17 protein-coding genes are annotated in these 19,341 nt (G+C 64.1%); 10 read left to right on the top strand and 7 right to left on the bottom strand.

What is annotated here, in order from left to right; all coding sequences use genetic code 11:
- Positions 1 to 32 precede the first annotated feature (32 nt).
- A complete protein-coding gene (locus tag ACYG9Z_RS06510) occupies positions 33 to 911 on the top strand; it encodes a LysR family transcriptional regulator (protein WP_460222886.1) in 879 nt (292 codons plus the stop codon).
- Positions 912 to 975: 64 nt separating this feature from the next.
- Here ACYG9Z_RS06510 and ACYG9Z_RS06505 read toward each other — a convergent pair whose 3' ends face one another.
- The 3 genes from ACYG9Z_RS06505 to ACYG9Z_RS06495 form a co-directional block, all read right to left on the bottom strand.
- Positions 976 to 1,626, bottom strand: coding sequence for a dihydrofolate reductase family protein (locus tag ACYG9Z_RS06505; protein WP_023751206.1), 651 nt, complete (start codon positions 1,624 to 1,626; stop codon positions 976 to 978).
- 117 nt (positions 1,627 to 1,743) lie between these two features.
- Entirely contained in the window at positions 1,744 to 2,601 is an 858-nt protein-coding gene (locus ACYG9Z_RS06500; RefSeq protein WP_023697070.1) for a protein-L-isoaspartate O-methyltransferase family protein, read from the bottom strand.
- A 53-nt stretch (positions 2,602 to 2,654) separates the two neighbouring features.
- Positions 2,655 to 4,013, bottom strand: coding sequence for an Nramp family divalent metal transporter (locus tag ACYG9Z_RS06495; RefSeq protein WP_023697071.1), 1,359 nt, complete (start codon positions 4,011 to 4,013; stop codon positions 2,655 to 2,657).
- 257 nt (positions 4,014 to 4,270) lie between these two features.
- Between ACYG9Z_RS06495 and mntR the strand changes: the two genes are divergently transcribed.
- Together mntR and ACYG9Z_RS06485 are read left to right on the top strand one after the other, a co-directional pair.
- Complete coding sequence (gene mntR / locus ACYG9Z_RS06490; protein ID WP_023672433.1) at positions 4,271 to 4,726, top strand: manganese-binding transcriptional regulator MntR; 456 nt, start codon at positions 4,271 to 4,273, stop codon at positions 4,724 to 4,726.
- A 91-nt stretch (positions 4,727 to 4,817) separates the two neighbouring features.
- The gene (locus ACYG9Z_RS06485; RefSeq protein WP_023672434.1) at positions 4,818 to 5,006 is read left to right on the top strand and encodes a hypothetical protein; all 189 of its coding nucleotides are present in this window, start codon (positions 4,818 to 4,820) and stop codon (positions 5,004 to 5,006) included.
- 28 nt (positions 5,007 to 5,034) lie between these two features.
- On the opposite strand, the gene ACYG9Z_RS06480 is transcribed toward ACYG9Z_RS06485, so the two are convergent.
- Positions 5,035 to 7,101, bottom strand: coding sequence for a hypothetical protein (locus tag ACYG9Z_RS06480; protein WP_031243960.1), 2,067 nt, complete (start codon positions 7,099 to 7,101; stop codon positions 5,035 to 5,037).
- Between the two features lie 186 nt (positions 7,102 to 7,287).
- On the opposite strand from ACYG9Z_RS06480, the gene ypfJ reads away from it, so the two are divergent.
- The 3 genes from ypfJ (at position 7,288) to ACYG9Z_RS06465 (ending at position 10,582) form a co-directional block, all read left to right on the top strand.
- On the top strand, positions 7,288 to 8,223 hold the full coding sequence (gene ypfJ, locus ACYG9Z_RS06475) for a KPN_02809 family neutral zinc metallopeptidase (protein ID WP_023744344.1): 936 nt from the start codon (positions 7,288 to 7,290) through the stop codon (positions 8,221 to 8,223).
- A 176-nt stretch (positions 8,224 to 8,399) separates the two neighbouring features.
- On the top strand, positions 8,400 to 9,665 hold the full coding sequence (locus ACYG9Z_RS06470; protein WP_023751204.1) for a TCR/Tet family MFS transporter: 1,266 nt from the start codon (positions 8,400 to 8,402) through the stop codon (positions 9,663 to 9,665).
- The gene (locus tag ACYG9Z_RS06465) at positions 9,662 to 10,582 is read left to right on the top strand and encodes an aldo/keto reductase (RefSeq protein WP_460222885.1); all 921 of its coding nucleotides are present in this window, start codon (positions 9,662 to 9,664) and stop codon (positions 10,580 to 10,582) included. The genes ACYG9Z_RS06470 and ACYG9Z_RS06465 overlap by 4 nt, the downstream gene beginning before the upstream one ends.
- Before the next feature lie 263 nt (positions 10,583 to 10,845).
- Here ACYG9Z_RS06465 and carA read toward each other — a convergent pair whose 3' ends face one another.
- On the bottom strand, positions 10,846 to 12,063 hold the full coding sequence (carA, locus tag ACYG9Z_RS06460) for a glutamine-hydrolyzing carbamoyl-phosphate synthase small subunit (protein ID WP_084566248.1): 1,218 nt from the start codon (positions 12,061 to 12,063) through the stop codon (positions 10,846 to 10,848).
- Positions 12,064 to 12,323: 260 nt separating this feature from the next.
- Here carA and ACYG9Z_RS06455 point away from each other — a divergent pair, with 260 nt between their 5' ends.
- Both ACYG9Z_RS06455 and ACYG9Z_RS06450 read left to right on the top strand, forming a co-directional pair.
- Positions 12,324 to 12,773 (top strand): GatB/YqeY domain-containing protein, encoded by a 450-nt coding sequence (locus tag ACYG9Z_RS06455; protein ID WP_031243959.1) that lies wholly within the window; start codon positions 12,324 to 12,326, stop codon positions 12,771 to 12,773.
- 109 nt (positions 12,774 to 12,882) lie between these two features.
- The gene (locus ACYG9Z_RS06450) at positions 12,883 to 13,440 is read left to right on the top strand and encodes a GNAT family N-acetyltransferase (protein ID WP_023672441.1); all 558 of its coding nucleotides are present in this window, start codon (positions 12,883 to 12,885) and stop codon (positions 13,438 to 13,440) included.
- A 7-nt stretch (positions 13,441 to 13,447) separates the two neighbouring features.
- On the opposite strand, the gene ACYG9Z_RS06445 is transcribed toward ACYG9Z_RS06450, so the two are convergent.
- Positions 13,448 to 14,629 (bottom strand): MFS transporter, encoded by a 1,182-nt coding sequence (locus ACYG9Z_RS06445; protein ID WP_023751200.1) that lies wholly within the window; start codon positions 14,627 to 14,629, stop codon positions 13,448 to 13,450.
- A 95-nt stretch (positions 14,630 to 14,724) separates the two neighbouring features.
- The gene (locus tag ACYG9Z_RS06440) at positions 14,725 to 16,389 is read right to left on the bottom strand and encodes a Na/Pi cotransporter family protein (RefSeq protein WP_023691517.1); all 1,665 of its coding nucleotides are present in this window, start codon (positions 16,387 to 16,389) and stop codon (positions 14,725 to 14,727) included.
- Between the two features lie 388 nt (positions 16,390 to 16,777).
- Here ACYG9Z_RS06440 and ACYG9Z_RS06435 point away from each other — a divergent pair, with 388 nt between their 5' ends.
- Together ACYG9Z_RS06435 and dnaG are read left to right on the top strand one after the other, a co-directional pair.
- Positions 16,778 to 17,146 (top strand): RcnB family protein, encoded by a 369-nt coding sequence (locus ACYG9Z_RS06435; RefSeq protein ID WP_023751199.1) that lies wholly within the window; start codon positions 16,778 to 16,780, stop codon positions 17,144 to 17,146.
- Positions 17,147 to 17,316: 170 nt separating this feature from the next.
- Positions 17,317 to 19,257 (top strand): DNA primase, encoded by a 1,941-nt coding sequence (dnaG, locus tag ACYG9Z_RS06430; RefSeq protein WP_023751198.1) that lies wholly within the window; start codon positions 17,317 to 17,319, stop codon positions 19,255 to 19,257.
- Positions 19,258 to 19,341: the final 84 nt, after the last annotated feature.

The following is a 19,341-nucleotide window of genomic DNA, read 5'->3' as shown; positions in this document are numbered from 1 at the left end:
AATGTTTGCGATGGTTGGCATTAGCAGATATAATGCCAACCATGATCCGCAACCTCGACACAGCGCTGATCCGCACCTTCGTCACTGTAGCCGACAAGGCCAGCATGACGGCGGCGGCGAACGCGCTGCATCTGACGCAAGGCGCCGTAAGCCAGCAGATCAAGCGGCTGGAAGAAGCGCTCGGCTGCAGCCTGTTCGAGCGCGACCGGCGTGGCTTGCGGCTGACGCGGCCCGGCGAGCGGCTGTTCGGCAAGGGCAAACGGTTGCTTGGCCTCAATGACGAGATCTGGGCCGAGATGGCGGGCACCGAGGTCGCCGGCCAGGTGCGGCTCGGTGTTCCCTATGACCTTGTCGGCACTTTGCTGGCGCCGGTGCTGAAGGCCTATGCCGAGACCTATCCGCAGGTCGAGATTTCACTGCTCTGTGCGGCTTCGCCGGACCTTGCCGCGGCCCTCGCGGCCGGCACCATCGACCTTGCCGTCATCGAGGAACGGGTCGGCCCGTCGGCCGGTGAGTGCCTGGCCATTGACCGGCTGGTCTGGGTGGGGGCCAAGGGCGGCGTCGCCCGCGCCAAGCGGCCGCTGCCGGTGTCGATCGTCGCCGACACCTGCGCCTTCCGCCCGGTGGTGCTGTCGGCGCTGAACGAGCACGGGCTGGAATGGCGCACCGTGTTCGAGAACGGCAACATCGACGCCACGACCGCGACGGTGCGCTCCGACCTTGCCGTCACCGCCTGGCTGGCCTCCACCGTGCCCGCCGACCTCGACATCCTGCCTTTCGATGCCGGGCTGCCGCCGCTGCCGAATTTTTCCATCAATCTGCATTTGCCGAAGTACGGCACGGCGCCGGCAGCGCAGGAGTTCGCGCGGTATATCCGGGGTGGGTTGGCACGGCGGGCTGTGGCGGCTTGACAGAACTTGGATTTCCTCTCCCCCCGTCGATCGGGGGAGAGGAAAGGTGCCAAGCCTGTCCCTGTCACTTCGAGTTCTTACGCCGCTCGAGCTCGGCCTCTGACGGCTTCTGCGTAGCGAACGACCCGACCTTGACCTCACCCCCGCGTTCGTAGGTCGCCATGATGACGCCTGTGGTAGTGGCCTGCGACTTGACCAGCTTGAAAGCGGCGGGCATCGCACCACCATCGAACAGCCGCTTGCCCTTGCCCAGCAGCAGCGGGAAGATCATCAACCGGATCTCGTCGATCAGACCGTTGGCGAGCAAAGTCTGGATCAGCTCGCTCGAACCCTGGATGAGCAGGTCAGCTCCATCTTCCTTTTTGAGGTTGCGCAACGTGGCGACGATATCGTCCCCAAGCCATTGCGTGTTCTCCCAGGTCAGGCTGTCCGGCCGATGCGTGGCCACATATTTGGTCGCAGGGTTGAAGACGTCTCCGATCGGATCTTTCTGGTAAGGCCAGTACGCGGCGAAGATGTCGTAGGTTCTGCGGCCGAGCAGCAGGGCGAAGGGTTTGGAGAACATTTCCTCCATGGCCACCCCCGCCACCTCGTCGAAGTAGTGGAACGTCCAGCCGCCGAATTCGAAGCCGCCAACCGGGTCTTCTTCCGGGCCGCCTGGCGCCTGCATGACGCCGTCGAGGCTGACGAAGGTGGAAGCGATGATCTTTCGCATTGGATTTTCCTTTTCCAGGATCCGCGCCGTCAGGGCCGGATTTCGATCTAAGGACGGACAGGCCGGCGGCCGCCCGACAGGCGTTGGCAGAAAAACGCTGCCGGCCGACAAGGGTACCTACCGCCGTCGCCCGCCGCCAAGCGCCTGCGACGAAAACCAGACGTCGCCGATGATGGCGGTGGCGGTTCGGTCCGGCGCCCTGTCTGACGTCAGCCAGATCGAACGGCTGCGCGCGGCCTTCTGGAGGTCGGGGATTTTGGCCGCCGAACCGGCGACCGAGGCGCCGACGCAGGGGATGAACCACGAGCGCATGAAGGGGTCGCAGGCAAAACCTTGTTTGGTGCGGGTCACCATCACGGCCAGGCCGACGCTCTGGGACGGGCGCCAGGGAAAGATCATGCGGCCACCGGGTTTCAGCGCCCGCAGCCAGGCAGCCGGCGGTGCGACGACACCGGCATTGACATAGATGATGTCGGACGGCGGCAGATCGCCGGTGACGGCATCGCCGTGGACGACGCTTACATTGCCGTAGGTCTCGAGATTCTTTGTCGCTCTGGCAGCAAGATCGCCCTCCATTTCGAAGGCGGTCACCGGGCCGGGCGCAACCAGCCGCGCCAGCAAGGCGGTGTAGTAGCCTGTGCCGGCGCCGACATGGGTGACGGCCTCGTCCGGTCTGGGGGCGATCCTGCCGATCCACATGGCGTGCAGGGAGGGTTCGCCATTGTTGATGCCCTTGTCGGCATCGAGCGCCACCAGTACGTCCTGATAGATGTGAACAGGATCGGCGCTCGGCGTCATGATCTTGCCGTTGCCGGTGGTGAGCGCCCTGCCGGCGACGACCGCCCAGGGTCCAGGACCGAGAAAGGCCTCGCGCGGCACGGTGGCGAACGCCTCTTCGAGGCGCGGATCGGCCGAGCCGGCATTGGCCGCCATCAGTTGCGCGTAAAATTTCCTGGCGTCTTCGACACTTGTCATGATGGCGATCAAGATAGCGCAAGCGGCCGGTTTGTCGCGGTCGGGAATGAAACTCAGCCGACGCCGAAGACGGTGTCGTAGAGCAGCTTGAAGTTGAGCACCAGGATGACCGCCGCGACCACCCAGGCGAGGGCCGCCACGCCGCGGGGAATGGCAAGGTTGCCCATCTTCTTCTTGTCGGAGACGAACTGCACCAGCGGGATGACTGCGAAGGGCAGCTGCATCGACAGCACCACCTGGCTGAAGACCAGCAACTGGCCGGTGCCCTTTTCACCATAGAGCGCGGTGACGACCACCACCGGGACGATGGCGATGCCGCGCGTCAGCAGCCGGCGCGCCCATTGCGGAATGCGCAGGCGCAAAAAGCCTTCCATGACGATCTGGCCGGCAAGCGTAGCCGTAACCGTCGAGTTGAGGCCGGAGGCCAGCAGCGCCACCGCAAACAGGATGGAGGCGATGCCGAGGCCAAGCAGTGGCGACAAGAGCTCGAAGGCCTGGCCGATCTCGGCGACATCCTGATGGCCGGTGCCATGGAAGGCCACCGCCGAGACGATCAGGATCGAGGCGTTGACGAACAGCGCCAGGACGAGCGCGATGGTCGAGTCCGTCGTCGCCCATTTAATGGCGTCGCGCTTGCCTTTTTCGGTCCGTTCATAGGCGCGTGTCTGTACGATCGAGGAGTGCAGGTAGAGATTGTGCGGCATCACCGTGGCGCCGATGATGCCGATGGCGATGTAGAGCATCGCCGGATTGGTGACGATCTCCGTCGACGGCACGAACATCGAATGCAGGATCGAGCCGACCGGAGGGGCAGCGGCAAAGATCTGGATGGCGAAACAGCCGAAGATGATGATCAAAAGCGCGATGACGAAGGCTTCGAGATAGCGGAAACCCTTGTTCATCAAGAGCAGCACGATGAAGGCGTCGAGCGCCGTCAGCAACGCGCCGCCGATCAGCGGAATGCCGAACAGAAGCTGCAGCGCGATCGCCGTGCCGATCACCTCGGCGAGGTCGCAGGCGATGATGGCGAGTTCGCAGGCGATCCACAGCACGAAACTGACGGGACGCGGATAATAGGCGCGGCAGGCCTGGGCGAGGTCGCGGCCGGTGGCGATGCCAAGCCGGGCGGCAAGCGCCTGCAGCAGGATCGCCATCAGGTTGGACAGCATGATGATGAACAATAGCGTGTAGCCGAACTGGGCGCCGCCGGCGAGGTCGGTGGCCCAGTTGCCCGGATCCATATAGCCGACCGAGACCATGTAGCCCGGTCCCATGAAGGCGAACAGGCGACGGAACCAGACGCCGGACTGCGGCACCGCGATCGTGGAGTTCACCTCGCGCAGGCTGGGAGGATTGTCCTCCGGCCTGTCAAATCGCCAGGATGATCCCAAGGTAGCGTCAGCTTCGGACATGGAGGGCTTTCCACTGGGTGGATCGGTTGACGTCATCCTATCTATGCCAGGGCTCAACATTATGCAATAGGCTATATTTCATTGTATGTGCTTCCTGTTGCGCCGACCGGCAGGCCGGCAGGGGATCGCAAACGCCGGTTGCGCCTACCATGGAATGGAAATAAACGGCTGGAACAGTTAAGCCCGTGCTATGAATGGCAAAGGGCGATTGCTTTGCCCAAAGCCGATTCTTGTCAAAAGATAGGAAGGAGCGCGTGTTGGCGCTGAAGCACAGACCGGTTGGACGCGAGGAGCCGCTGCCTGACGCCGAGATTCATTCGAAAGGGTTCCGGCAGCAGCGCGAAGCGCGCCGCGGCGCGCTGGTCGAGGATTATGTCGAGCTGATCGCCGACCTGATCGAGGACGGCAATGAGGCGCGTCAGGTCGATATTGCTGCGCGGCTGGGTGTCGCCCAGCCGACGGTGGCCAAGATGCTGACCAGGCTGTGCGCCGACGGGCTCGTTTCCAGAAAACCCTATCGCGGTGTGTTCCTGACCGACGCCGGGCGCAAGGTGGCGGAAGAGAGCCGCATCCGCCACCAGACGGTAGAAGCGTTTTTGCGTTCGCTCGGTGTCAGCGCCGAGACGGCGCGCATCGATGCCGAGGGCATCGAGCATCATGTCAGCGCCGAGACGCTGGAAGCCTTTCGCAAGGCGATGATCGCGCCGCGCTGAGGGGTGCCGGGGCCGCACCACTGGAACCTCCGCACGTCAGGCTCGTTGCTCCTGACGTTGCGCGTGGTTGTCGCGCGCCAAGGAGGAAAACATGGGCGTCGAACAGGCACCGACCGCGAAGGGCAAGCAGGCGGCCGAGGGTTTGAGGCAGGCAGCGGCAAAGGACGAACGCAAGACCGAGGTCGAAACCGGCCATGCGCTGAAAAAGGGCGCCGCGCGTTTCGAGGAACGCTCCAAAAGCTCGGACGGCAAAAGCGCCGGCACCAAGCAGAAGATCTGAGTTCTGTTCGCAAGCGGCAACCTGCCGCTCATTCCTCGGTGTCCTGCACCCAACTGCGCGGATGGCCGTCGACGCGGAACTGGAATATGAAATAGGGCGGAATGCAGGAGCCCTTGCCAGGCTTGGCTGCGGCCAGATCGTCGTAGCCGGCGGTGCAGATATAGTCCTCGCGGCAGGGATGCGCCTTGTCGCAGGCGCGCAGGCCGGCGGTCTTGGTGAATTCCTTGGTGCAGAATTTGTGGTCCTTGCCCGACGCGATGCAGTCGTTGAAACCGGTCTTGGCGAGGCGGCCGCAAGTCGCCTCGTCGGGAAGCTTGTCGCAGCTTGCCTTGCGCAGCATGCCCCCGGGAAAGCCACCGGTCTTCTGCTCGGGGTTGTCGTAGCGTTGGCGCGCCGCGCCATAGCCGGCGAGCTTGATTACCGGTTTCTTGTCGCGCGCCGGATCGATGGCGCAGGCTTTTGCGGTGGCCGGCGACAGGCGGCAATATTTGTCGCTGCCCCAGCTCGACATCTTGATCTCGCCGAACTCGACGGGGTCGCCGACTGCGGTGGCCGCCTCGCTGACGCAGGTGCCGAAGCCCGGATGGATGTCGCTTTCATGGACGCCGGCGCAGCGCAGGCTTTCGCCGCAGCTCCAGTCCTTGAAGCTGGCGTCATCGCCGCTGTAGCAGATCGAGCCCCAGCCATTGTAGAGATCGGTGCCTTTCAGCGCTTCGGCGAGTTTGGCGTCCGGACGGGCGGCGAAGCCGCGTGAGAAATCCGGATGGCCGCCGGCGGCGAAGTCCTCGACGATGGCGCGGCGGCGCGGCAGGTCGGCGAAGAACACCGCCGAGCCGGGGACGAAGACGGCGTTGCGGCGCGGCTCGCTGGCCGGATCGGCGCCGGTGTAATGGAAGCCGGCAATGCCGTGCGTCTGGTGGCAGCCGGTGCAGGTCATTTCGTTGAGACGCAGATTGAAGCCGGCCACCGATTTCACGCTGCGCAGCGTGTTGCCCCTGGCGACATAATCCTGCAACGCCTTGTCGATGTCAGCATCGTCGAGCAGCCCATAGGCGATGTTGTTTTGCGATCTGGCCATGCCGCCGGGTGCGACCGAGACGGCGCTGGTCGCCAGGAATTTGTCGTCGATGACCAGCCGGCCGCGGTCGAGATCGTAGATGTTGCGGTCGGTGAGCAGCCATTTGGCGAAGGCCGGCCGGTCGGCCAGAACCACTTTCCGGTCGATCTGGTTCTCCATCTTCGATTCCTGGAAGGTGGACGTCGTTGGGTCCCATTTGAAAATCTTGAGGAGATATTCGGCGTGGCCACCGAAGTCGCGGCGGCTCGAGGCCGACAGCCGGAGAACCTGCATGTTCAGCTCAAGCCGCATGATCTGCGACGAATTCAGCATGGCGTTGGAGAGCGGCCCTTCGTCGGAGCGCAGCCAGGCTGCCAGTTGCTCGGGCGCAAGGTCCTTCTGGCCGGCGGCGAGCCAGCGCTTGGCGATTTCGGCACAGGAAACGGCGGTGGCGCTTGGGCGATCTCTCGAAGCGCGGGGGCGAGCCTCGCCGGGCCTGGCGTTGAAGACCAGACTCATGGTCAGCGGCAGCCGCGACGAGATGCGTTGCGCTGTCTTTCCCTTCGCCGGCTTTTCCGCGACCGAATAGTGGAAGCGGTAGATCAGCCTGATCTCGCCGCATTCGGTGTGGCCGAGATAGCCGCGGTCCATGCGGTTGACGACGCCGGTCAGGTCGAGCGTCGAACCGTCATCGTCGATGTATTTCGGGTTGAATTTCTGGCTGGGGTCCTTCGACTTCGCCAGCGCAGCGACATAGGGATCGGGGCTATTGGCAGGCTCGTCGGCGATCTGCTGCTTGACGGCGTTGCGGACAGGGGTCAGCGCGCGCACCGAAAACAGGCCGCGATTGTCGACCTCGCGCGTGAGACCCAGCGCCGGGCCGAGCAGGCGGCTGATCGAGAGGCCGCCACGCTCAAGCGCCTGCAATGTCTCGGGATCGGTTACGGCGACGCTGGAATCGAGCGTCACGGCGCGCGCCGGCAACGGGCCGAGGCATATCACCACCGCCAGCAGCAGAAATCGACCGATCGTCCGCAAGTCCCGACACCCCCGTTCGAACCGGATGCTACAGCGCGCATGCCGCCTCGACCAGAGTGCGAACGCGATGCCGCTGCCACGAAAAATACTGTGACTTGGCGCAACCATTGCGATAATTGTCTGTTGGGTCGGACTGGGCCACGACATCGGCCAGGCCAGCCGAAAATTTGCATACGGGGAGTTGCCATGCTCTGGAAGGGCCGCCGTCAGAGTGACAATGTCGAGGACGAGCGCAGCGACAGCGGCGGCGGTGGTGGTTTGGGCGGCGGCAGCCCTGGCCAGTTCCGCATCCCGATCGGCGGCCGCACCGGCGGCGGCGGCAGCATATTGCTGGTCGTCCTCGTGGTGCTGGCCGGATGGTATTTCGGCTTCGACCCGTCGCAGATCCTGGGCAGCGGCGACGGCGGCGGCGTGCTGCCGGGTGGCGGTGGCCAGATTACCGACAACAGCGGCGGCCAGGACGACGGCGCCGGCACGCCTGCTTCCGACGAGATGAAGCAGTTCGTGGCGACCGTGCTGGCCGAGACCGAAGAGACCTGGACCGGCATCTTCCAGTCGCAGGGCCTGAAATACGAGGACCCGAAGCTTGTGCTGTTCAGCGGCCAGATCCGCTCGGCCTGCGGCTCCGCCTCGACGGCAGCCGGACCGTTCTATTGTCCCGGCGACCACAAGGTCTACCTCGACACCACCTTCTTCCAGCAGCTCGACCAGCAGTTCGGCGCCTCGGGGGATTTCGCCCAAGCCTATGTGATCGCTCATGAAGTCGGTCACCATGTGCAGAACCTCACCGGCATCCTGCCCAAGTTCAACCAGATGCGGCAGTCGATGGGTGAGGCGGAAGCCAACCAGATGTCGGTGCGCATCGAGCTGCAGGCCGACTGCTTCGCCGGCGTTTGGGCGCATTTCACCGCGCAGAAGGGCATTCTGGAACAGGGCGACATCGAAGAGGCGCTCAACGCCGCCAAGCAGATCGGCGACGATACGCTGCAGAAGAAGATGCAGGGCTATGTCGTGCCGGAAAGCTTCAACCACGGGACGTCGCAGCAGCGGCAGACCTGGCTGGCGCGCGGCTACAAGAGCGGCAAGCTGTCGGATTGCAACACGCTGACCGGTCCGGTTTGAGGCGCTCGCAAGTTCCAGCCGACCGCGGTTCAAAGCGCATCCGTCGGCGGGCCGTTTCACCACCGGCAACAGATGTCAGGAGGAGAACGCCTGAGGCGTTCTCCTATTGTTCCAAAGTGACGCCTCGCCTATAACGGGCGCCCGCCCAAGGGCGGTCCGAGGGAGCAGACGCCATCATGATCGACCCCAAAACCGCCAGGCGGGGCCTTGCGCTCGTCTTCACCACGCTGCTGCTCGACATTATCGGCTTCGGCATGATCATGCCGGTGTTGCCGGCCTTTCTCAGGGAGCTTTCCGGCGTCGGCATCAGCGAAGCGGCAATCGAGGGCGGCTGGCTGTTCTTCGTCTATGCCGCGATGCAGTTCTTCTTCGCGCCGATCATGGGCGGGTTGAGCGACCGCTTCGGGCGGCGGCCGATCCTGCTTGCCTCGGTGCTTACATTCTCGATCGACAATCTGATCTGCGCCATCGCCTGGTCCTATCCGATGCTGTTCATCGGCCGCGTGCTGGCCGGCATTTCGGGCGCCAGCTACTCGACGACGTCGGCCTTCATTGCGGACATCTCGAACGACGACAACCGGGCGAAGAATTTCGGTCTGCTCGGCATCGCCTTCGGCGTCGGCTTCGTCATTGGGCCGGTGCTGGGCGGGCTGCTCGGCACGTTCGGGCCGCGAGTGCCGTTTTACTTTGCCGCCGGGCTTGCCTTCGTGAACTTCCTCATCGCCATGTTCTTCCTGCCTGAAACGCTCGATGAAAAGCACCGCCGCCGCTTCGAGTGGAAACGCGCCAACCCGGTCGGCACGCTGCTGCAGATGCGCCAATATCAGGGCATCGGCTGGATCGGGCTCGCCTTCTTCCTGATGACGCTCGGCCACATGATGTATCCGGCGGTGTGGTCGTTCGTGTCCAATTATCGTTATGGCTGGAGCGAGCAGCAGATCGGCTTCTCGCTCGGCGCCTTCGGCCTGTGTGGGGCGATCGTCATGGCGACGGTGCTGCCGCGCGTGATCCCCAAACTTGGCGAGTGGAAGACGGCGGTGATCGGCCTGACATTTACGGCGGCCAGCGCCTTCGGCTACGCCTTCGCCTCGCAAGGCTGGATGATCTATGCGGTGATCGTCGTCGGCTGCCTGGAAGCACTGGCCGATCCGCCGCTGAGAAGCCTCGCCGCCGCCAAGGTGCCGCCATCGGCGCAAGGCGAATTGCAGGGCGCGATGACGTCGATCTTCTCGATCACCTCGATCATCACGCCGCTGCTGTACACCGCGATCTTTTCCTGGTTCACCGGGCCTAATGCGCCCGTGGTGTTTGGCGGCGCGCCCTATCTGGTTGGCGCGTGCTTCCTGACGCTTGCCGTCATTGTCTTTGTAACGAAAGTTGCGAGGCCGACGGCGGTGAAAAGCGTTGCCACCGGCGCTGCGGAAGATGGAGCCCAGATATGAGCCATGACAGCCGCATAGAGCTGACCAAGGACGGAGTGTCGCTGTCGCGGCTGGTGTTCGGCGCCTGGCGCCTGCTCGACAACGCCGCGCGCCCGGACGCCGATCAGATCGCGCGGCTGATCGGCACTGCGGTCGATCTCGGCCTGACCAGCTTCGACCATGCCGATATTTACGGGCATTACCAGGTGGAAGCTGCCTTTGGCGCCGGCTTGTCGCGCTGGAAGGGCAAGCGCGACAGCATCGAGCTGATCTCGAAATGCGACATCATTCTGGCATCGGCCAACCGGCCTCAGAACCGGCTGAAGCATTACGACACCAGTGCGGCCCACATTGCCGCCTCGGTCGACCGTTCGCTCGCCAATCTCGGCACCGACTATCTCGACCTGTTGCTGCTGCACCGGCCGGATCCGCTGATGGATGCCGACGAGACGGCGGCGGCCCTTGCCGGGCCGGTCAAGTCGGGCAAGGTGAGAGCGGTCGGGGTCTCCAATTTCACGCCGTCGCAGTTCGACCTTCTGGCCTCGCGGCTGCCGTTTGCCTTGGCCACCAACCAGATCGAGATGTCGGTGCTGAAGACCAATGCGCTGATGGATGGCAGCCTCGATCACGCGCAACGCCTCGGCTATGCGCCGATGATCTGGTCGCCGCTCGGCGGCGGCTTGCTGTTCACCGGCAAGGAAGGGCGCGAGGCGCGGGTCAGGGCGGCAATCGCGGCGGTGGCTGCCGAGATCGGCGCCGGCGATCTCGCCGCCGTCGCCATCGCCTGGCTGCTGCGTCATCCGGCGCGGCTGGCGCCGGTGCTCGGCACGATGAAGCCCGAGCGGCTGGCCGCCATGGTCAAGGCGCTGGAGATCGACCTCGACCGCCAGCAATGGTTCGCCATACTGGAGGCCAGCGAACGCCGGCCGGTGGCATAAGGTCACCCAGGCGCGAACTTCGAACCCGCCATAGGTGTGTGCTTCGTCCGTTAATGCGGCGCGCAAGCGAAGCGATGAGGGGGGCTTGGGCTCAGGGGATGCCGTCGGCGCTCTCGAAGCCTTCGTCGCTTCGCGCCGTCACAAACAGACCGGTTGACCGGTTTATTCCATTGACCCAAGACAAGGGCAATCGCGCCGCGTTTGTAACTCCGGCTATTCGGAGCATCACGATCTGGGCAACGGCTAGGCGAAGACCTGTAAAATCAAACCCGTTCGGCCAGCAGTTGCTCGCCGCGCTTTTCGCGGATCAGATTGACGAAACGGCGGAACAGATAGTGCGAGTCCTGCGGGCCGGGCGAGGCCTCGGGGTGATGCTGGACCGAGAACACCGGACGGCCCGTGAGCGCAATACCGCAGTTGGAGCCATCGAACAGCGAGACATGGGTTTCCTCGACGCCCTCGGGCAACGAGTCGGCATCGACGGCAAAGCCGTGGTTCATCGAGACGATCTCGACCTTGCCGGTGGTATGATCCTTGACCGGGTGGTTGGCGCCGTGATGGCCCTGGTGCATCTTGGCGGTCTTGCCGCCGAGCGCCAGGGCCAGCATCTGGTGGCCGAGGCAGATGCCGAATACCGGGATGTCGGTCTTGAGCAGGTCCTGGATGACCGGCACGGCGTAGTCGCCGGTGGCTTCCGGGTCGCCGGGGCCGTTGGAGAGGAAGATGCCGTCGGGCTGCATGGCCAGGATCTCTTCCGAGCCGGTGCCGGCCGGAACCACGGTGACCTTGGCGCCGAGGCCGGAAAGCAGGCGAAGGATGTTACGCTTGACGCCGTAGTCGATGGCGACGACGTGCATCGACGGCTCGGCCTGTTCGCCAAAGCCTTCGTTCCACACCCAGGGCGTTTCACGCCAGACCGAGGACTGGCCCGAGGTGACTTCCTTGGCGAGGTCAAGCCCGATCAGGCCCGACCAGGCGGCGGCGCGCCGCTTCAAATCGTCGATGTCGAAGATGCCGTCGGGCGCGTGCGCAATGACGGCATTGGGCATGCCCTTTTCGCGGATCAGCGCGGTCAGCGCCCGGGTGTCGATGCCCGACAGCGCGACGATGCCGCGCTTCTTCAGCCACTGGTCCAGCCCGGTGTCGGCGCGGTAGTTGGACGGGTTGGTGACATCGGCCTTGAACACCGCGCCAACGGCGCCTGCACGGGCGACCGGGTTCAAGTCCTCGATGTCCTCGTCATTGGTGCCGATGTTGCCGATATGCGGGAAGGTGAAGGTGACGATCTGGCCGGCATAGGACGGGTCGGTGAGAATTTCCTGGTAGCCGGTGAGCGCGGTGTTGAAGCAGACTTCGGCAACGGCGGAACCGGTGGCGCCGAGGCCGCGACCCTCGATGACGGTGCCGTCGGCCAGCACCAGGACGGCGGTCGGCTTTTCGGTTGCCCAAGGCGGGGTCAGTTCGGGGGTCATCTCGGCCATGGCGACGCTCCTGTCACGCTGCGCGCTTCGATGGCGGGCCATCTGCGCAGCAAACGGCGCGGCCGATCTCTCGAGCCTGCGCGCATCAATTCTTTGTCTTGTGCAAGGCCGAGTACATAGGGGAAGGCGCCAGAGCGGTCAATGATGCCCGTGCCAAAAACGGCGAGCATTTGTTTCGTCGAACGATATCAGGGCTTTGGCGCGTTTGCTTTGCGGATGGGCCGCGGTTATTGTCCGCGCCGTTCGAAGGAGAAAGCATCATGCGCGCAAAAATCGCCGAATCCCTGAAAAGCGCGATGAAGGCGCAGGACAAGCACCGGCTGCCGACGCTGCGGCTCATCCAGGCCGCCATTCACGACCGCGACATCGCCAATCGCGGCTCGGCCAAGGACCCCGCCAGCGACGAGGAGATCTTGCAGATCCTGGCCAAAATGGTGAAGCAGCGCGAGGAATCGGCCATGGCGTTCGAGGACGGCAAGCGCCCGGAACTGGCGGCGCAGGAGCGTGGCGAGATGGAGATCATCCGCGGCTTCCTGCCGACGCAGCTGGACGAGGCGGCGGTGACTGCAGCGGCGCGCGAAGCGATCACTGCTACCGGTGCCGCCAGCCAGAAGGACATGGGCAAGGTGATCGCTGTGCTGAAGCAGAAATATGCCGGCCAGATGGATTTCGGCAAGGCCAGCGGCATCGTCAAAGGCCTGCTGCAGTAGGAGCCGACACCACTTCAATGGCGAAGGAGAGCAGGGGCATTACCTCTGGGCAAGAAACGGTCCGCACCGGCTTAAGCGAGCAAGCGTTGACCTGCCGGAGAGACCCACCATGATCGAAATCGTCAAACCCACGCTCGAACATCTGCCCTCCTACAAGGCGGCGCTCGAGCGTGGCTGGTCGCCGGACAATGTCCGGCTGATGGAAGCGACGCGCGAGCAACTTGCGGCGATCGACGAGGATCCCGCGGCGTTCCTTGCCAGCCTCGACGATCCCGAGGCCAAAGGAGGCCCGATTACCTTGCCGGACGGCACGACCGTGCCGCGGCTGCCGGGCTTCCGGCGCTGGATCTGGGACGGCGAGGCCGCCGGCTCGATCGGCTTTCGCTGGCAGCCGGGTACGGCCGCACTGCCGTCGCATGTGCTCGGCCATATCGGCTATGCCGTGGTGCCGTGGAAGCGCGGACGAGGCTATGCGACCGAGGCGCTGCGGCTGATGCTGGACGAGGCGAGGGCTGTTGGTTTGCCATATGTCGAGCTCACCACCGACCTCGACAATCCGGCCTCGCAGAAGGTGGTGCTGGCCAATGGCGGCCGTGTGGTCGGTCCGTTCATCAAGGACGCCGCGTATGGCGGCGCCGAGAGTTTGTTGTTCCGGATCGATTTGTAGTCCGATGCTATTCGGCCGCTGCTGGCAGCGGCGGCGCTGCCCGGCTGCGCCCCTCCCAGATGTAGGAGGCAAGTGCCACCACCACCGCCACCAGCATGGCGGCAGCGCCCACAACCGGCAGGCTGCGATAGCCGTAGCCGGCGTTGAGCATGGCAGCGCCCAGCGACGCGGCGAGCGCGATGCCGACATTGAAGCCGGAGGGGATGAGCGAGGAGGCGAGGTTGGAGGCGTCCGCCGTCCAGGCCAGGATGCGGGTCTGGATCGGCGTGCCTATGGCGAAGTTGAGGCCACCCCAGATAACGATGGCGATGACCATCGGCACGGGGTAGGGGCTGACGGCATAGATCACGCCCAACATCACCGCTTGCAGCGCAAGCATTGTGATCAGCGACGGCATCAGCTTCCAGTCGGAAAGCTTGCCGCCGAGAAAGACGCCGACGGTGGCGCCGACGCCGTTGAGCAGCAGCACCCAGGGGATCAGGCCCTCGTCGAGATGGGTCACCTCAAGCAGGGTCGGGGTGATGTAGGTGAACAGGCCGAACTGGCCGATCATCAACATCAGCATCAGGATCAGCGAGGTCCAGACTTGCTGGCGCGCCAGCACGCGAACCTCGCTGCCAAGACTGGCGGATGGCCTTGATGCGCCTGTCGTGCGCGGCAAAAGCGCAGCCATGGCGGCAAAGGCTACGACGCCAAGCGCGCACATCACCCAGAAGGTGGCGCGCCAGCCCCAGAGATTGCCGATTGCGGTGCCGGCCGGGACGCCGATGACATTGGATACGGTGAGGCCGGAGAGGATCACAGCCACGGCCATGCCGCGCTTGTCCTCGGGCACGAGGCCGACAGCCACCACCATGGCGACGCCGAAATAGGCGCCGTGTGCGACGGCGACCGCAATGCGCAAGAGCAGCATCGAGGTAAAATCGGGCGCCAGCGCGCAAGCGGCCTGGCCGATGGTGAAGGCGACGGTCAGGCAAAGCAGCAGCGTCTTGCGGGGAATGCCCTTGGTGGCGAGCGCCAGCAATGGCCCGCCAACCGCGATGCCGCCGGCATAGCCTGAGACGAGATAGCCGGAGGTCGGGATCGAAACGCCAAGGCCGTCGGCCACTTGCGGCAGCACGCCAGCAATGACGAATTCGGTGGTGCCGAAAGCGAAGGCGGCGATGAACAGGGCAATGAGCGGAAGCATGGCGCGGAAGCGATCCTTGAACGAGTTGGCCTCAAATCATGGATGGCGCTTGCCGGCAATGCAGAAATTTTTGCGGCCGGTTTAGGTTTTCTTGATCAGCTCGCCTTCAACCTGGAGCCGCCGAGCAGGCCGCGCTCTTCCAGCACCGGGTAGGCCATCGACGCCAGCAGCGAGTTGATCTGCTTCAGGTCGCGGATGGTGTCGAGGTGGATGGAGCTGGTCTCGACGCTCTTGGCGGTGCCGTCGCGCAGCCGCACGAAATGGCTGGCGCTGGTTTCCTTTTCGCGGTCGCGCAGCCGGTCCTTTTCCAGCACCAGCTGGCGGGCAGTCTCAGGGTCGCGCGACACCAGCACGTTGAAGGCAAGCCTGGCATTGGCCAGCACCGAGGTGTGAAAGGCGAGCAGCTCGCTCCAGCCCTCGGGCGTGAACTCCAGCCCGCGCTCGAACTTCTTCTTCACATGCACCAGCATGTTGCGCACGATGATGTCGCCGACCTGCTCGAGCTTGACGCAGGCGCCTATCAGCTCCTGGCAGCGCAGCGCCTCGTCCTCTGTGAGCGAGTTCCTGGTCAATTTGGCCAGATAGAGCTTGATCGCCGCGTGCTTCCTGTCGACGCGGTCGTCAAGGGCGGCCAGCGCCTTGATCTTGTCGCCGTCGGCGCTTTCATACAGCTCGATGATACGCTTGAGCATGATCTCGACCGTCTCGCAGACGCGCACCACCTCGCGGGTGGCGTTGGCCAGCGCCTGGCTCGGAACGTCGAGCGCGCCGTCGTTGAGGGCGGAGAGTTCGACCACATCGAGCTCTGTAGCCGGCGCTGGCTTGGTGCCCATTGCGACGATCTTCTCAGAGGCACGATAGATCAGGCTGGCAAGCGGCAGGCCGGCGAGCAGGATCAGCACATTGAACAGGATGTGGGCGTTGACGATCTGGTCGGGCACGGTGGCGCCGAGGAAGGCGACCGGCGGCTTCAGCGTCATGAACAGGATCAGCATCATCAGCGAGCCCATGCCGCGCATCAACAGATTGCCGATCGGCACGACGCGCACGCCAGGTTCGGCACTTCGGGTGAGCAGCGGCGCGATGATCGACGAGCCGAGATTGACGCCGAGCACCAGAACGATGCCGAGTTCGGGCGGGATGAAGCCGCGGCCGGCCAGCGTCACCATCAAAAGCACGGCGGCGATCGAGGAGTGGAAGAGCCAGGTAACGAGCGCGGCGAGCAGATAGGCGGTGACGTAGTCGCTGGAGAAATATTCGATGATGAGCGGCATCAGCGTGCTCTGGCGCAGCGGCTCCGAGGCCTGGCCGATCATCTCCAGCGACAGTACCAAAAGGCCGATGCCGACCAGGATGCGGCCGAACTGGCGCCAGTCGCGCCGCTCGGTGGCCATGAACATGACCGTGCCGGCGACGAGGCAGATCGGCACCAGCAGCGTCAGATCGAAGGTCAAGAGCTTGACCACCAGCGCCGAGCCGATCTCGGCGCCGCGCACAGCCAATTGGCCCGACATGCCCGAGACGATGCCGGCGCCGGCGAAGGAGCCGACGAGAAGCGTGACGGCGGTCGAGCTCTGCAGCGCGATGGACAGGCCGCAGCCGGCCAAAACCGCCATGATCGGATTGCGCATGGTGGAGCGCAGCCGGTGACGCAGCACGTCGCCATAGGCGCGCTCGACGCCTGTCTTGACCATGCGGGTGGCAAACAACATCAGCGCCACCGCGCCCGCCAGATGCAGCAGGACGACGGAGCCGCTCATTTCGAAACCCGCACGCAGACAGGGACCGCGACGCGGAGGGCGCGCAGTGCAGGGAGGGAAACGGGGCTGCGAATCATGGTCATGACAGTCTTGAACAATATCCGGAATATTTTAGCCGGGTAATAAAATCTTGTCGATTTCAAGAGCCGTCGCGGCGCGACAGGGCGTGTCGGAAAATGGACGGATGCGCAAATGGTTGCATGGCGGATCCCTGGTGATGGCAGCGGATCGTCCCGGTTTGCCGGACTCCCGGCAATCGCCTTTGCGATGATGTTCAAATATCCAGGATAAGCACAGGATTTCATTACGTAAATGTAATGCTAGTGTTCAGTTTCGGTTCATCCTTCGGGCGCTATTCCCTAGGCATCGACAACCAAGGAGCCCCGCTATGAAACGTGTTGTTCTTTCCGCCCTCGCTTTCTCGATGCTGGCCGCCACTTCGCTTACCGGCCAGGCCGCACCGGTGAACGCACCGGTCGCACCGCAGTCGAATTACACGCAGGTCGACTTGCAGAGGCCCGGCAAGCATGTCGATGTCAGGAAGCGCGTCGTGAAGAAGACGGTGGTCGTCAAGCGCAGCCATTGGCGCAATGGCCAGAAATATTCCAGCTGGAAGCGGCACCAGCCGATCCGCGATTATGGCCGCTATGGCCTGCATCGCCCCGGCCGCGGCCAGGAATGGATCCGCGTCGGCAACGACTATGTGCTGGTCAGCGTCCTGTCCGGCATCATCTTCGGCGCCATTGCCGCGCATTAAGCCCGGCCTCGCCGGCGCAATGCAGAGACTTGAAAGGAGGCGGCCCGAAACGGCCGCCTTTCTTTGGCTGTAGAAACCGGGCTTTTTGGCTGTGGAAACCGGGTATGGTCCGCAATAAGGGTCGTCGGATTCCGCGAGCATGATTATATGAGGGACAAACGAGTTCCCCAATGCGCTTTCCGCCCGCCTTTCTCGATGAGATACGCGACCGTGTGCCGATTTCATCGGTCATCGGCCAGCGCGTCGCATGGGACAGGAAGAAGACCAACGCCTCGCGCGGCGACTATTGGGCCTGTTGTCCGTTCCATGGCGAAAAGAGCCCCTCCTTCCACTGCGAGGACAAGAAGGGCCGCTATCACTGTTTCGGCTGTTCGGTGTCGGGCGATCATTTCAAGTTCCTGACCGAGCTCGACGGATTAAGCTTTCCCGAAGCGGTCGAGAAGATCGCCGACATGGCCGGCGTGCCGATGCCGGTGCGCGACGAGCGGGACGAACAGCGTGAGAAGGAACGCGCCAGTCTGACCGATGTCATGGAGATGGCGACTGCCTTCTTCCAGGAGCGGCTGCAAGGACCGGAGGGTGCAAAAGCCCGCGCCTATCTCAGGGATCGCGGGCTGACGCCGGCGACGCAGCAATCGTTCCGGCTGGGCTTTGCGCCCGACAGCCGCAATGCGCTGAAGGAACATCTTGCCGCCAAGGGTGTGCCCAAGGCCGACATCGAGGCCTGCGGGCTGGTGCGTCATGGCGACGACATCCCGGTCTCCTATGACTGGTTCCGCGATCGCATCATGTTCCCGATCCCGGATTCGCGCGGCAAGATCATCGCCTTTGGCGGCCGCGCACTGGCGCCCGATGCGCTGGCCAAATACATGAATTCGCCCGATACGGAGCTCTTCCACAAGGGCAACGTGCTCTACAATTTCGCCCGCGCCCGCAAAGCGCTGGCGAAAGGCGGCACGGTGATTGCCGTCGAAGGCTATATGGACGTGATTGCGCTGGCGCAGGCCGGCTTCGAGAATGCCGTGGCGCCGCTCGGCACCGCGCTCACCGAAAACCAACTCGAACTTCTGTGGCGCATGGCGCCTGAGCCGATGCTGTGCTTCGACGGCGACCAGGCCGGGCTGAAGGCGGCGTGGCGCGCCGCGGATCTCGCGCTGCCGTCGGTGCAGGCCGGACGGTCGGTGCGCTTTGCGCTGCTGCCGGAGGGCAAGGATCCCGACGATCTGGTCAAGGCAGAAGGGCCGGACGCGTTTCGTGCCGTGCTGGCGGAAGCGCGGCCTCTCGCTGATTTGTTGTGGATGCGTGAGACATCCGGTGGCGTCTTCGACACGCCCGAGCGGCGGGCGGGGCTGACAAAGACGCTGCGCGAACTGACCAGCCGCATCCGTGATGAGAGCCAGCGCTACCACTACCAGCAGTGGATGCGCGAGCGGGAGCTGACCTTCTTCAGCGCCCAGCGCGAAGTGCGGCAAGGTCGCCAGGACTGGAAACCGGGGCAGGGCAAAACGCCCGCACCCGGCGGACAGTTCGCCAAAGGCAGCGGGGCAGGCGCGCGCGCCGCGATCACTGAAAGCCTCGGCCGCTCCGCCATGGTCAAGCGCGGTGGCGAGATGATGTCGGTGCGCGAGGCGACGATCATCGTAGCTCTCGTCAACCATCCGGCGCTGATCGACGAGAACTTCGCCCATGTCGAGTTCCTCGATCTCGCCAACACCGATCTGCAGCGGCTGCACGCCGCCATCCTCGATGCGATGGCGCACGACATGGCCAATGACCGTAGCGCGGTGATCGCCACCATCGAACGTGCCGGCTGCAGCGATATCTGGGGGCGCGCCGTGGCGCTCATCCAACGGGCCAGGCAATGGCCCGCGCTGGAAACCGCAGCGCTTGACGATGCCCGCGACGCCTTCAACCAGGCGCTGCACTTGCAGCGCAGCGCGCGCACCTTACATAAGGAGCTGAAACAGGCGGAAGCAGCGCTCGCCAGCGATCCCACTGACGAAAACTACCGGCACCTCATCGAGATTCAGGCGCAATTCCGTGATGTACAAGCAACGGAAGCGCTGATCGAAGGGTTCGGTGTATCCTCGGGCAGGGGTGGGCGCGTCTAGGTCGAAACCTGCGCAAGAATGAATGTTGTACGTGCTGCGCGTCGAATCGACGCCTCTAAGTCTGGTAATTGATTCGCTTTTTTG

The organism is Mesorhizobium sp. RSR380A (assembly GCF_054719385.1).
Note: the sequence above shows the minus strand (reverse complement) of the source record. Positions and strands in the feature narration are given on the sequence as shown.

Bases quoted from the DNA above. Each gene is read 5' to 3' on its own strand.
- ACYG9Z_RS06455 (WP_031243959.1), top strand. From the start codon at position 12,324: ATGCGCGCAAAAATCGCCGAATCCCTGAAAAGCGCGATGAAGGCGCAG.
- ACYG9Z_RS06470 (WP_023751204.1), top strand. From the start codon at position 8,400: ATGATCGACCCCAAAACCGCCAGGCGGGGCCTTGCGCTCGTCTTCACC.
- ACYG9Z_RS06510 (WP_460222886.1), top strand. From the start codon at position 33: ATGCCAACCATGATCCGCAACCTCGACACAGCGCTGATCCGCACCTTC.
- carA (WP_084566248.1), bottom strand. From the start codon at position 12,063: ATGGCCGAGATGACCCCCGAACTGACCCCGCCTTGGGCAACCGAAAAG.
- ACYG9Z_RS06485 (WP_023672434.1), top strand. From the start codon at position 4,818: ATGGGCGTCGAACAGGCACCGACCGCGAAGGGCAAGCAGGCGGCCGAG.
- ACYG9Z_RS06495 (WP_023697071.1), bottom strand. From the start codon at position 4,013: ATGTCCGAAGCTGACGCTACCTTGGGATCATCCTGGCGATTTGACAGG.
- ACYG9Z_RS06440 (WP_023691517.1), bottom strand. From the start codon at position 16,389: ATGAGCGGCTCCGTCGTCCTGCTGCATCTGGCGGGCGCGGTGGCGCTG.
- ACYG9Z_RS06505 (WP_023751206.1), bottom strand. From the start codon at position 1,626: ATGCGAAAGATCATCGCTTCCACCTTCGTCAGCCTCGACGGCGTCATG.
- ACYG9Z_RS06435 (WP_023751199.1), top strand. From the start codon at position 16,778: ATGAAACGTGTTGTTCTTTCCGCCCTCGCTTTCTCGATGCTGGCCGCC.
- ACYG9Z_RS06450 (WP_023672441.1), top strand. From the start codon at position 12,883: ATGATCGAAATCGTCAAACCCACGCTCGAACATCTGCCCTCCTACAAG.
- ACYG9Z_RS06445 (WP_023751200.1), bottom strand. From the start codon at position 14,629: ATGCTTCCGCTCATTGCCCTGTTCATCGCCGCCTTCGCTTTCGGCACC.
- ACYG9Z_RS06465 (WP_460222885.1), top strand. From the start codon at position 9,662: ATGAGCCATGACAGCCGCATAGAGCTGACCAAGGACGGAGTGTCGCTG.
- ypfJ (WP_023744344.1), top strand. From the start codon at position 7,288: ATGCTCTGGAAGGGCCGCCGTCAGAGTGACAATGTCGAGGACGAGCGC.
- ACYG9Z_RS06500 (WP_023697070.1), bottom strand. From the start codon at position 2,601: ATGACAAGTGTCGAAGACGCCAGGAAATTTTACGCGCAACTGATGGCG.
- dnaG (WP_023751198.1), top strand. From the start codon at position 17,317: ATGCGCTTTCCGCCCGCCTTTCTCGATGAGATACGCGACCGTGTGCCG.